This is a genomic window from Actinopolyspora lacussalsi, from assembly GCA_030803735.1.
Classification (GTDB): domain Bacteria; phylum Actinomycetota; class Actinomycetes; order Mycobacteriales; family Pseudonocardiaceae; genus Actinopolyspora; species Actinopolyspora lacussalsi.
The window spans coordinates 1,862,453-1,874,877 of the sequence record JAURUC010000001.1; the positions used below are offsets into that span (position 1 = coordinate 1,862,453).

Below are 12,425 nucleotides of genomic sequence, written 5' to 3' on the forward strand. Positions count from 1 at the left end.
CGAGAGAGGCGCGCCGACGCCGAACCACCGACGCACGGAGGAACTCGGCGACGCGTCGGTTCGGCTGTCGGCGCTTCTCGTTCGATCGAAACGGTTCGTGCTGTCGAGGGATGGCTGTGTCGGAGGACACGGCCGGGATTCGATCACCACGAACCCCGGGCACACGGGCGTCCCGCGAGATTCACTGTCCGAACACACCGGACAGATCGGCCCGCATCCGCCGGGTGGCGGCGCGGATCTCCGCGACGTCGGGGCCGTGCCGCAGCAGCTCGCGGGCGGCCGCGGGCAGCACGTTGGGCAGCATCCCACCGAAGACCGAGCGCAGCCCCTGCACGGTGGCCCCCTGCGCGCCCAGGCCGGGAGCGAGCACGGGGCCGTTCAGTGCGGTCAGATCGAGTTCGCCCGGCCGCACCGTGGCACCGGTGACCACACCGACGTGCCCCATCGGCTCCGCCCCGGCGTTGCTCTCCGCGGCGGCGTCCACGATGGACTGCGCCACCGTCTTCCCCTCCGAGGTGACCGAGCGCTGCAACCCGACCGCCTCCGGGTTGGAGGTGCGGGCGAGCACGAAGACACCCCGACCGGTCTGCGCGGCGATGCCCAGGGCGGGCGCGAGCGATCCGTACCCCAGGTAGGGGGAGACGGTTATCGCGTCCGCCGCCAGCGGTGAGGAGTCGTCGAGGTAGGCGGTGGCGTAGGCGGTCATGGTGGACCCGATGTCGCCACGTTTGACGTCGTGGACGACCAGCGTGCCCGTCTGAGCGCACTCGGCCACCACCCGTTCCAGCACCGCGAGCCCGCGGGAGCCGTAGGTCTCGAAGAAGGCGGACTGCGGCTTGACCACAGCGACCTCCTCGCCCACGGCTTCGAGCACGGTCATCGCGAACCGCTCCAACCCGGCGGGAGTCTCCTCCAGCCCCCACGCGTGCAGCAGCGCGGGATGGGGATCGATCCCCACGCAGAGCGGCCCCCGAGCGTGCACGGCCTCGGCGAGCCGCTGCCCGAAGGCCGCGTGAACCACTGTCATCGGGTCTCACCACTCCGATCGCTCCGCAACGCCGCCTGCAACCGCTGCAGCGGCCGCACGCCGATGTTGCCGCGGATGGCGGCCTCCACGCCCTGCACCGCCGCCGCGGCTCCCTGCACGGTGGTGATGCAGGGGACGTCCCGGGAGACGGCGGCGGTCCGGATCTCGTAACCGTCCACCCTGGGCCCTGGGTTGCCGTAGGGGGTGTTGAAGATCATGTCGATCTCGCCCGCCTTGATGAGGTCGATGACGTCGCGGTCCCCTTCGGGGTCGGTCCCGGAGGGCGCGGAGGCGTAGGCCGGATCCTCGTTGTGCTTGCGGACCACGGTGCAGGCGATGTCGTTGCGCCGCAGGATCTCGGCCGTTCCCGAGGTGGCGCAGATGTCGAACCCGAGGTCGGCGAGGCGCTTGACCGGGAACACCATCGAACGCTTGTCCCGGTTGGCCACCGAGACGAACACACGGCCCGAGGTGGGCAGCGAGCCGTAGGCACCGCTCTGGGACTTGGCGAACGCCTGGCCGAACGCGGTGTCGATGCCCATCACCTCGCCGGTGGACTTCATCTCCGGCCCGAGCAGCGAGTCGATGCCGTGTCCCTCCGGGGTGCGGAACCGGTGGAACGGCAGCACGGCTTCCTTGACCGCGACCGGGGCGTGCGGCGGGAGGTCCGCACCGTCGCCGTGTGGCGGCAGTATGCCCTCGGCCCGCAGGTCGGCGATCTTGGCACCGAACATGACCCTGGCAGCGGCCTTGGCCAGCGGAGCGGCCGCCGCCTTGGACACGAACGGCACGGTGCGCGAGGCGCGCGGGTTGGCCTCCAGGACGTAGAGCACGTCGTCCTTGAGCGCGTACTGCACGTTGAGCAGCCCGCGCACCCCGATCCCCTCGGCCAGCGCCTCGGTGCAGCGACGGACCTTGTCGATGTCCTGGCGGCCGAGGGTGATAGGCGGCAACGCGCAGGCCGAGTCACCGGAGTGCACCCCGGCCTCCTCGATGTGCTCCATCACGCCGCCGATGTAGACGTCGGTTCCGTCGCACAACGCGTCCACGTCGATCTCGATCGCGTCGTCGAGGAAGTTGTCCACCAGCACCGGGTGTTCCGGTGTGACCTCGGTGGCCCGGGCGATGTAGTTCTCCAGCGAGGTCTCGTCGTAGACGATCTCCATGCCGCGACCGCCGAGCACATAGGACGGGCGCACCAGCACGGGATAGCCGATGTCGTCGGCGATGCGCTTGGCGCCCTCGAAGGAGGTGGCGGTGCCGTAGCTCGGAGCGGGCAGTCCCGCCCGGTTAAGCACCTCGCCGAACGAACCGCGGTCCTCGGCCAGGTGGATGGCCTCCGGCGCCGTTCCCACGACGGGCACCCCGGCCTCGGCGAGCTTGCTCGCCAGCCCCAGCGGTGTCTGGCCGCCGAGCTGGACCACCACCCCGGCGACGGTGCCCGATGCCTGCTCGGAGTGCACGACCTCCAGGACGTCCTCGAAGGTCAGCGGCTCGAAGTAGAGCCGGTCCGAGGTGTCGTAGTCGGTGGAGACCGTCTCCGGGTTGCAGTTGACCATGACCGTCTCGTACCCGCTGCCGCCGTTGTCGGGGGCGTCACGCAACCCCATGGCGGCGTGCACGCAGGAGTAGTCGAACTCGATGCCCTGGCCGATCCGGTTGGGGCCGGAACCGAGGATGATCACCTTCGGCTTCTCGCGCTGCCGGTCCACTTCGGACTCGGCGGCGGCATCGGACTCGTAGGCCGAGTAGTGGTACGGCGTGGCCGCGGCGAACTCGGCGGCGCAGGTGTCCACGGTCTTGTAGACCGGGCGCACGCCCAGCCGGTGGCGCAGCGAGCGGACCCCGTCCTCACCCGCGAGTTCGGGGCGCAGCGCCGCGATCTGCCGGTCGGAGATCCCGGCACGCTTGGTGCTGCGCAGCAGCTCGGAGTCCAGCACGGGAGCGGCCAGGATCTGCTCGCGCAGCTCCACCAGCGAGGCGATCTGGTCGATGAACCAGGAATCGATCCCGGAGGCCTCGTGCACCTGGGCCACCGTGGCACCCATGCGCAACGCCCGCTCGACGGTGTAGAGCCTGCCGTCGTGCCCGTCGCCCAGTTCGTCTAGCGTGGAGTCCAGCGTCACGCCCTCGGGGTCCGGGACGGTCCAGAACCCGGCGCGGGAGGACTCCAGCGAACGCATCGCCTTGCCCAGTGCCTCGGTGAAGTTGCGCCCCAGCGACATGGCCTCACCCACGCTCTTCATCGTGGTGGTCAGCCGGGTGTCGGCTCCGGGGAACTTCTCGAAGGCGAACCTGGGCGCCTTGACCACGACGTAGTCCAGCGTGGGTTCGAAGCTGGCCGGGGTCTGCTCGGTGATGTCGTTGGGGATCTCGTCCAGCGAGTAGCCGATGGCCAGTTTCGCCGCGATCTTGGCGATCGGGAAGCCGGTGGCCTTGGAGGCCAGCGCCGAGGAGCGCGACACCCGCGGGTTCATCTCGATGACGACCATGCGGCCGGTGCTCGGGTGGATGGCGAACTGGATGTTGCACCCACCGGTGTCCACGCCCACCTCGCGCAGCACGTCGATGCCCACGTCGCGCATGTGCTGGTACTCGCGGTCGGTCAGCGTCATCGACGGGGCCACGGTGACCGAATCACCCGTGTGCACGCCCATCGGGTCGACGTTCTCGATGGAGCAGATCACGACCACGTTGTCGGCGTGGTCGCGCATCAGCTCCAGCTCGTACTCCTTCCAGCCGAGCACGCTCTCCTCGATGAGCACCTCGTGCACCGGGGACTCCGTGAGCCCCAGCGAGGCCATGCGCTCCAGTTCCTCGTGGGTGTGGGCCATGCCGGAGCCGAGCCCGCCCATCGTGAAGCTGGGCCGGATCACCACCGGCAGCCCGCGCTCGGTGACGAAGTCGCGCACCTCGTCCATCGAGTTGCACACCTTGCTCTCGGGGACGCCGCCGCCCACCGAGCGCACGATGTCCTTGAACCGCTGCCGGTCCTCGCCGCGCTGGATCGCGTCGACGTCGGCGCCGATCAGCTCCACGCCGTACTTCTCGAGCACACCCCGCTCGTACAGCGCCACGGCGGTGTTCAGCGCGGTCTGCCCGCCCAGCGTGGCCAGCAGGGCGTCGGGACGCTCGGCGTCGATCACCTTTTCCACGAACTCAGGGGTGATGGGTTCGATGTAGGTGGCGTCGGCGAACTCCGGATCCGTCATGATCGTGGCCGGATTGGAGTTGACCAGGCTGACCCGGATCCCCTCGGAACGCAGTACTCGGCAGGCCTGGGTTCCGGAATAGTCGAACTCGCACGCCTGGCCGATCACGATCGGACCGGAGCCGATGACCAGAACGTGGTTGATGTCGGTCCTCTTCGGCATCAGCGTGCCTCGCTCATCAGTCGTACGAAGGAGTCGAACAGGTTTGCCGCGTCGTGCGGCCCGGCGGCGGCCTCGGGGTGGTACTGCACGCTGAACGCGGGAGCGTCCAGCAACCGCAGCCCCTCGACGGCGCCGTCGTTGGCGCAGTGGTGGCTGACCACCGCGCTACCGAACTCGGTGTCGAAGTGCTCGCCCGGCTCGCCGCGCACGGCGAACCCGTGGTTCTGCGCGGTGATGGCGACCCGACCGCTGTCGGAGTCGATCACCGGGATGTTGATGCCGCGGTGCCCGTAGGGCAACTTGTAGGTTCCCCTGCCGAGCGCGCGCCCCAGGATCTGGTTGCCGAAGCAGATCCCGAACAGCGGCAGGCGCCGCGCCAGGATCTCCCTGGTCACCTCCACCGCGTGGTCGGCGGTGGCGGGATCACCCGGGCCGTTGGACAAGAACACACCGTCGGGCGCCACGGCCGTGATCTCGGACATCGAGGAGGACAGCGGCAGCACGTGCACCTCGATGCCGCGTTCGGCGAGCATCCGGGGCGTGTTGGACTTGATCCCCATGTCCAGCGCCGCGACCGTGAACCGGCGCTCCCCCACCGCGGGCACCACGTAGGGCTCGGTGGTGGTGACGTCGCCCGCGAGGTCGGCACCCAGCATCCGATCGCCGGAGACGACCCGGTCGATCATCTCCCGGTCGTCGGCGACCTCCGCGCCGGAGAAGATGCCGGCGCGCATCGCGCCCAGTTCCCGGATGTGCCGCGTCAGGGCACGGGTGTCCAGGTTGGCTATGCCCACCACGCCCTGGTCGCGCAGCTCGTCCTGCAGCGAGCGGGTGGCACGCCACGAGGAAGGCTTGCGCGCGGGGTCGCGTACCGCGTATCCCGCGACCCAGATCCGTCCGGACTCGTCGTCCTCGTCGTTCCAGCCGGTGTTGCCGATCTGGGGCGCGGTGGCCACCACGATCTGCCGGTGGTACGAGGGATCGGTCAACGTCTCCTGATAGCCCGTCATGCCGGTGCTGAAGACAACCTCACCGAAGCAAGAGCCCTCACTGCCGAAGGCCTCGCCGCGAAAGATCCGGCCATCCTCCAACACCAGGGCGGCGGGGGCCTGCGCGGTCATGTTTCCTCCTGCCGCTCAACCGCGGCCTCGTCGTCGTGCTCGGAATCGGAATCGGTGTTCGTGGTGGGCAGCAGCGCCCTGATCGCGCTCACCCACTCGGCGGGGTCGGTCTCGTCGCCGTGGCGGAAACCGCTGTCGAACGCCTCGGTCGACGAGGAATACCCGTCCGGGCGCCACGTGAGCACCAGCATGCCGACACCGGGGACCACCTTGTTGGCCAGCTTGTGATCGACACGGGCGTCGTGCAGCGCCGAAACCGGTATCCAGAGCGGCTCATCGCCTGCTCGGTCCAGCAGTACCCCGGTGCGGTAGAGCCTGGCGGTGGCGTTCGCCCGGTTGCCGAGCGTCGCCGCGGTGACCCGGTTCTGCCAGTCACCGGCGACGGTGGTGCCCACGTACAGCCCCACCGAGGCGGGCAACAGCTCGGGCAGCGAGTCCAGTTCCGGCGGGACACCCGGCAACGAGCCCGCCAGCTCGTCGTGCCCGCGTTTGCGCTTGTTCCAACCCTTGCGCATCCCGTAGATGACCAGGGCAGCGAGGGCGGCCAGCCCGATCACCCAGAGCGTGCGTGCCATCAGGACCGTCCTCCGATCGGTTCGACCTTGCCGTCGCGTGCGGTGATCCGTCCCTCGGAGATCGTGGCCAGCACGCGCCCCGGCAGCACCATCCCCTCGAAGGGCGTGTTGACCGCGGTACTCGCCAGCTCGGCGCCGCGTACCGTCCACTCGGTGTCCGGATCTACCAGGGTGAGATTGGCCGGTTCCCCGACCTCGATCGGTCGCCCCTGCCGGGAGAGCCCAGCTACGCGGGCGGGTGTCTCGCTCAGGACCCGAGCCACACCCCGCCAGTCCAGCAGACCGGGACGGACCATGGTGCGCACCAGCACCGACAGCGCGGTCTGCAACCCCAGCATGCCCGGCCTGGCGGCCGACCACTCGCAGTCCTTGTCCTGGTCGGCGTGCGGTGCGTGATCGGTGGCGACGCAGTCCACGACGCCCTCGGCGAGCGCCGTGCGCAACGCGTGCACGTCCTCGTCCGTGCGCAACGGCGGATTGACTTTGTAGAGCGGGTCGTAGGTCTCCAGCAGTTCGTCGGTCAGCAGCAGGTGGTGCGGTGTGACCTCCGCCGAGACCGAGCCCGCCGTCGAACGGGACCGCCACCACCGCAGGAACTCCGCGGTGCCCGCGCTGGAGACGTGGCAGACGTGCAGCGAGCCGCCGGTGTGCTCGGCGAGCATACAGTCCCGCGCCACCACGGACTCCTCGGCCGCCGCGGGCCAACCCGCCAGCCCGAGCCGCGCGGCGTTCGGCCCCTCGTGGGCCTGCGAACCGGGGGTCAACCTCGGGTCCTGGGCGTGCTGGGCCACCACACCGCCGAAGGCGCGGGTGTACTCCAGCGCCCGCCGCATCAGCAGCGGATCGTCCACGCAGTGCCCGTCGTCGGAGAACACGCGAACCTCCGCGGGGGAACGCGCCATCGAACCGATCTCGGCCAGCCGCTTCCCCTCCAGTCCGGCCGTGACCGCGCCGACGGGGCGCACGTCGACCAGACCGACCTCGCGGCCACGGCGCCGCACGTGTTCGACGACCACGGCGTTGTCGGCGACCGGATCGGTGTTGGCCATGGCCAGCACCGCCGTGTAACCACCGAGCGCGGCGGCCGTCGAGCCGCTCTCGACTGTCTCGGCGTCCTCCCCGCCCGGTTCCCGCAGGTGGGTGTGCGGATCCACGAAGCCGGGAAGCAGTACCGCGCCTCCGGCGTGGACGATCTCGTCGGCGTCGGTACCGGAGTGCTGTCCGATTCCGACCACGACGCCGTCGTCGATCAACAGGTCCACCGGATCACCGGTGCCGTAGGGGCGTACTTCGCGCAGCAGTACCCGCCGCCCGGAAGCGCCCGTGGGGTGTTCGTGCTCGGTCACGCCGTGCTCTCCTCTCCGGCCAGCAGGTGGTACAGCACGGCCATTCGCACGTGGACCCCGTTCCGAACCTGCTGTTCCACGGCAGCGCTGGGCGAGTCGGCCACTCGCGGCGCGATCTCCATTCCGCGCAGCATCGGTCCCGGGTGCAGCACGACCGCGTGCTCGGGCAGTTTCGCGGTGCGCGCGACGTTGAGGCCGTAACCGATCGAGTACTCCCTGGCCGTCGGGAAGAACCCGCCGTTCATGCGCTCGGACTGCACCCGCAGCGCCATCACCGCGTCGAGGGTGGGCAGCTGCGGATCCAGCTCGTGCGTGACGGTGGCTCCCCAGCTCTCGATCCCGTCGGGAACCAGCGTGGGGGGCGCGATCAGCACCACCTCGGCTCCGAGGGTGCGCAGCAGGTGCACGTTGGAACGCGCCACCCGGCTGTGCAGCAGGTCACCGACGATGCCGACGCGTCTGCCGGACAGCTCGCCGAGTCGCTCCCGCAGTGTGGCGGCGTCCAGCAGCGCCTGGGTGGGGTGTTCGTGCATCCCGTCGCCCGCGTTGACGACCCTCGTTCCGGTGTGGTCCAGCCACTCCGCGAGACGGTGCGGGGCACCGGAGGCGCTGTGCCGCAGGATCACGCAGTCCGCGCCCGCCGCCGAGAGCGTGAGCGCGGTGTCCCGCAGCGACTCGCCCTTACCGGTGGACGAGCCCGAGGCCGACACGTTGATCACGTCGGCGCTCATCCACTTGCCCGCCACCTCGAACGAGACCCTGGTGCGGGTCGAGTTCTCGTAGAACATGGTGATCACGGTGCGACCACGCAGGGTGGGAAGCTTGCGCACCTCCCTGCCGAGCAGCGTCTGCTTGAGCGTGTCCGCGGTGCCGAGCACCGTGTTCACGGTCTCGCCGTCCAGCCCGTCGGCCGTGAGCAGATGCCGTATCACTGTTTTCCTCCGGCCGATTCTGCTGTTTCGGTTCCCGATTCGGTGTCCGGCTCCCGCCCGGAGGTGGCAGTCGACGAGGTGGCACCCGACGAGCTATCCGGGCGACGCAGCAGCACCGCGTCGGTGTCGTCCACCTCGGTGAGCCGCACCGCGACGTCCTCGCTGCGCGCCGTCGGCACGTTCTTGCCCACGTAGTCGGCGCGGATGGGCAGCTCGCGGTGCCCGCGATCGACCAGCACGGCCAGCTGCACCGCACGGGGGCGCCCCTGGTCGCGGAGCGCGTCCAGCGCGGAACGAACGGTGCGGCCGGAGAACAGCACGTCGTCGACGAGCACAACCAGCGCGTCGTCGACGCCCCCGGTGGGCACGCTGCTCGGTTCCAGCGGCCGGTTCGGCTGCTGGCGCAGGTCGTCGCGGTACAGCGTGATGTCCAACGCCCCGGTGGGAACCGTGACACCGCTGAAGGTGGCGATGCGCTCCGCGATACGTCGGGCGAGCGGCACTCCCCTGGTGGGAACCCCCAGCAGCACGACGTGTTCGGCGCCGCTGTCGAGCGCGGTCTTCTCGATGATCTGATGGGCCATTCGGGCGACGGTGCGCGCGACGTCACCGGCCGAAAGCAATTCGCGCTCTCCGGCCGGAACCGCCGCGTCCGCCGATTGGCGTGACGCCACGGAAGGACCTCCTTCCCCGCCTCACTGGACGGGCCGTTAAAGGACGCCAGGAGCCCGGCAGCTACCGGGCTTGCCTTGTACGCTATCAGCGTCGGGGGGTCAACCGCCGGGGTGGTGTAACGGGATTCGTGCCACACTCACTCCAAGAGCAGCTTGACCTGGTGACGCTCGCGAGCGAATATTACTCTCCGTATCAATACTGAGCGTTCCTCCCCGGCAACTTGAACTAGGCTGACGGGGCGAATGAAACGGAGAACCGCCACATGGGCGACTACGCCAAGGCGCTGGGCAGCAAGCTCCGCGCTATCCGCCAGCAGCAGGGTCTTTCGCTGCACGGCGTCGAGCAGAAGTCAGGCGGGCGGTGGAAGGCCGTGGTCGTCGGGTCTTATGAACGAGGTGACCGTGCGGTCACTGTGCAGAAACTCGCCGAGCTGGCCGACTTCTACGGTGTTCCGGTAGCCGAACTGCTGCCGGAGGGGCGGGTTCCCTCCAGCGCGGAGCCCGCGACGAAGGTTGTGATCAACCTCGAACGGCTGCAACAGCTTCCCGCTGAGAAGGTGGGGCCGCTGGCCCGCTATGCGGCCACGATCCAGAGTCAGCGGGGTGACTACAACGGCAAGGTGCTGTCCATCCGCACCGAGGACCTGCGTTCCCTGGCCATCATCTACGACATGTCGCCGGGAGAACTCACCGAGCAGCTCATCGACTGGGGCGTCCTTCCCCCCGAGGCCCGTCCGGCCCGCGAGGAGTGACGAACCCGTGGTCCGCACTCGTTCCGACACGGGTGCGGACCACACCGATGTCCGCCGATCGTCGGGACGGAAACGTCCACCGACCAGCCCGGTTCTCGTCGAGTGGGAGATGATCCCCGGCCGACGGGAACCGGGCTCGATCGGACGATTTGAATCCTCCCCCGTCTGGAGGCGGGGGATTCCTGACTCAGGCAGCCCGGTCACGCAGCAGGTGACCGGGTCTCACGCCCTCAACATCAGCCGGGGTGAAACCAGCCCGGACCGGCATCACGCGTGCGGAGTTCTTGTCCCTCGGGGATGAGGCTCCGCACGCGGTGCAGGTAAACGTTCGTTCTGACAGCGGCAGGCGGTGCTTGGCTCTCGCCCCGCAGTGCGCGCAGTCCATCGTTGTGTATTTCGGGTCCACCAACCGCAGGTCCCGCCCGTGCTTACGGGCCTGCTCGACCAACGCGGTCTTGGTCGCGCCGATCGCGGCATCGGCGGCCTTGCGGGCCATTGTGGTCTTGGCGAGGAACTTCGGCTTGAAGTCCTCCACGGCGATCTGGTCGTGGTGGCGGGCAACACTCTTCGCCCACTTACGGCCGGTGTCCTGCCGCTGACGGGCGACCTTCTTGTGCGCTTTCGCCGCTTGGCGTTGCGCCTTGCGGTAACCCTTGGTTTGCGGCTTGTTCCGTGGGCGCTCACGCCGCGACATCTGGCGTTGGTAGTGCGCGAGACGCTGCTGAGCGCGTTTGCCGTGCTGGGCGTGCGGCAGATCGTAGGCGCCATCGGTGGTGGTGGCGGTTTCGGTCACGCCCCAGTCGATACCGATCGCTCGGCCGGATCCCGGAAGTGGTTCGGCGGCGACCTGTACGACGAACGACGCGTACCAGTGCCCGAGGTTGTCCTGATACACCCGCACCGACGACGGTTCGGACGGCAGGTCGCGGGACCAGACCACGGTCAGCTCGATCCCGCCCGCCAGGTACAGACGCCCGTCCTTCACGCGGAAGCCGCGCTTGGTGTAGGCCAAGCTGGGACGGGTGTCCTTGTCCCGCTTGATCCGGGGCATTCCGGCGCGCTGCTTCATCGGCAAGCGGGCCTTGATGTCCTTGAGTGCTTTCGCGCGAGACTTCCCGAAGTCGCGGATGGTCTGCTGCTGCGGCACTGTCGCACCTTCACGCAGCTACCGGTTTGCCTGCCGCGCTTCGGTCAGAAGCTTGTCCAGCCAGGCCGGGCCGCACGTGTCGTCCGCCCCGGTGGCCTTGTTGTCGCGATAGACCTTGCGGGACATGGCTACGCATTCGTTCCATACCCACCGGCAGCGTCCCCACTCCTCGCGGAGCTGCTTCTCGGCGGTGTTGGACACGCGCAGGCGGAACAGGTACCGCGCCCTGGCGGTGTCTGTTTCCTGCGGTGTCATGTCCATGCCGATCATTGTAGCATTTGGTTTATGGGTACAGATGGGGACTTCCGCACTGGTCGACATGTGGTTTTCGCGATGCACGCGCACTTGGTTTTCGTCACGAAATGCCGGCACCCGGTCTTCACCGACACGCACCTGCGGCGGATGCACGAGGTCATGCGGCAGGTGTGCGAGGACTTCGAGACCGAGCTCGAAGAGTTCAACGGCGAGGCCAACCACGTGCACCTGCTCGTCAACTTCCCGCCGAAGGTCGCGGTATCGAAGCTGGTCAACAGCTTGAAAGGCGTCTCGTCACGGATGCTGCGCAAGGAGTTCGAGGATCTGCGGTTCGCCTACTGGAAAGGTGTCCGTCTGTGGTCCGGCTCGTACTTCGCCGGGTCAGTCGGCGGGGCGCCGATCTCGGTGGTGCGGCAGTACATCGAGCAGCAGGCGCGGCCGGTTGTGTAGGCCACCGCTGGGCCGGTTGAGCGGGAAGTTGATGCGCTTCCTCCCCGCCCTGAAGGGCGAGGCATCCACACTACGTTCGCCCGGTGACAACACGACCCGGCCGGGGAACCGTTCGGCCCCGGACCGGGTCGATTTCGTGCCCGCGCCGAGGTTGGTGCCCGTTGCGGGCACCACACGACAGGCCGCACCGTTTGAGGTTCTCCGTCACTCTCCGGCGGAGGCCGGAACGGGAAATCGCGGTCAGCGCTCCGAAGCCGCGGGGGACTCCGCCTCGGCGGCCGAGTCCCGCTCGGCCGCGACCGTCTCGTCTTCCTCGGCCGAGCTCTCCGGGGAATCACGCAGCGACTCCCGCTGCTGTTCGTCGATACCGGCCAACCTGCCGAGCACCCCGTTGACGAACCGGGGAGTGTCGTCCGTGGAGAGCGCCTTGCCCAGCTGCACGGCTTCGTCGATGACCACGGCCGGGGGGATGTCGTCACCCCACAACATCTCGAAGAAACCAAGGCGCAGCACGGCCCGGTCCACGACCGGCATCCGGGAGAGCGCCCAGCCCTGCGAGTACTCGACGATCAGCTCGTCGATCCGTTCGCGGTGTTCGGCCACCCCGGAGACGAGCGTGACGGCGTAGTCACCGACGACCGGTGCCTCGGTGGAACCGACGCGCTGCCGGAGCAGCGCGTCGGGGGCAAGTTCGCGTAAATCGGCCTCGTAAAGCACTTCCACCGCGCGTTTGCGGGCCTTGCTCCGTTCGCCCAACTCACACCCTCTTTTC

11 protein-coding genes and 1 pseudogene are annotated in these 12,425 nt (G+C 68.9%); 2 read left to right on the forward strand and 10 right to left on the reverse strand.

Annotation, left to right across the window (positions count from 1 at the left end):
• Nucleotides 1-181 precede the first annotated feature (181 nt).
• From pyrF to pyrR, 7 genes are read right to left on the reverse strand one after another with little or no spacing between them, the layout of a single operon-like run.
• Nucleotides 182-1,027 carry an orotidine-5'-phosphate decarboxylase gene (gene pyrF / locus J2S53_RS08115; RefSeq protein WP_456240480.1) on the reverse strand — a complete coding sequence of 282 codons (846 nt, stop codon included), beginning with the start codon at nucleotides 1,025-1,027 and terminating at the stop codon, nucleotides 182-184.
• Nucleotides 1,024-4,401 carry a carbamoyl-phosphate synthase large subunit gene (carB, locus tag J2S53_RS08120; RefSeq protein WP_456240481.1) on the reverse strand — a complete coding sequence of 1,126 codons (3,378 nt, stop codon included), beginning with the start codon at nucleotides 4,399-4,401 and terminating at the stop codon, nucleotides 1,024-1,026. The genes pyrF and carB overlap by 4 nt, the downstream gene beginning before the upstream one ends.
• Nucleotides 4,401-5,522 carry a glutamine-hydrolyzing carbamoyl-phosphate synthase small subunit gene (carA, locus tag J2S53_RS08125; RefSeq protein WP_456240482.1) on the reverse strand — a complete coding sequence of 374 codons (1,122 nt, stop codon included), beginning with the start codon at nucleotides 5,520-5,522 and terminating at the stop codon, nucleotides 4,401-4,403. Before carA ends, carB begins: the two co-directional genes overlap by 1 nt.
• The gene (locus J2S53_RS08130) at nucleotides 5,519-6,097 is read right to left on the reverse strand and encodes a PH-like domain-containing protein (protein ID WP_456240483.1); all 579 of its coding nucleotides are present in this window, start codon (nucleotides 6,095-6,097) and stop codon (nucleotides 5,519-5,521) included. Before J2S53_RS08130 ends, carA begins: the two co-directional genes overlap by 4 nt.
• Nucleotides 6,097-7,443, reverse strand: coding sequence for a dihydroorotase (locus J2S53_RS08135; protein WP_456240484.1), 1,347 nt, complete (start codon nucleotides 7,441-7,443; stop codon nucleotides 6,097-6,099). Before J2S53_RS08135 ends, J2S53_RS08130 begins: the two co-directional genes overlap by 1 nt.
• Nucleotides 7,440-8,372, reverse strand: coding sequence for an aspartate carbamoyltransferase catalytic subunit (locus J2S53_RS08140; protein ID WP_456242740.1), 933 nt, complete (start codon nucleotides 8,370-8,372; stop codon nucleotides 7,440-7,442). The genes J2S53_RS08135 and J2S53_RS08140 overlap by 4 nt, the downstream gene beginning before the upstream one ends.
• A complete protein-coding gene (pyrR, locus tag J2S53_RS08145) occupies nucleotides 8,372-9,049 on the reverse strand; it encodes a bifunctional pyr operon transcriptional regulator/uracil phosphoribosyltransferase PyrR (protein ID WP_456240485.1) in 678 nt (225 codons plus the stop codon). Before pyrR ends, J2S53_RS08140 begins: the two co-directional genes overlap by 1 nt.
• A 263-nt stretch (nucleotides 9,050-9,312) precedes the next feature.
• Between pyrR and bldD the strand changes: the two genes are divergently transcribed.
• On the forward strand, nucleotides 9,313-9,801 hold the full coding sequence (bldD, locus tag J2S53_RS08150) for a transcriptional regulator BldD (RefSeq protein WP_043574581.1): 489 nt from the start codon (nucleotides 9,313-9,315) through the stop codon (nucleotides 9,799-9,801).
• A gap of 187 nt (nucleotides 9,802-9,988) precedes the next feature.
• Here bldD and J2S53_RS08155 read toward each other — a convergent pair whose 3' ends face one another.
• Entirely contained in the window at nucleotides 9,989-10,966 is a 978-nt protein-coding gene (locus tag J2S53_RS08155; protein WP_456242741.1) for an RNA-guided endonuclease InsQ/TnpB family protein, read from the reverse strand.
• The gene (locus tag J2S53_RS08160) at nucleotides 10,967-11,209 is read right to left on the reverse strand and encodes a helix-turn-helix domain-containing protein (RefSeq protein ID WP_456240486.1); all 243 of its coding nucleotides are present in this window, start codon (nucleotides 11,207-11,209) and stop codon (nucleotides 10,967-10,969) included.
• 24 nt (nucleotides 11,210-11,233) lie between these two features.
• Here J2S53_RS08160 and tnpA point away from each other — a divergent pair, with 24 nt between their 5' ends.
• Complete coding sequence (gene tnpA, locus J2S53_RS08165; protein WP_092974726.1) at nucleotides 11,234-11,653, forward strand: IS200/IS605 family transposase; 420 nt, start codon at nucleotides 11,234-11,236, stop codon at nucleotides 11,651-11,653.
• A 336-nt stretch (nucleotides 11,654-11,989) separates the two neighbouring features.
• Here tnpA and nusB read toward each other — a convergent pair.
• A pseudogene (gene nusB / locus J2S53_RS08170) lies at nucleotides 11,990-12,409 on the reverse strand (transcription antitermination factor NusB); the annotation flags it as partial.
• Nucleotides 12,410-12,425: the final 16 nt, after the last annotated feature.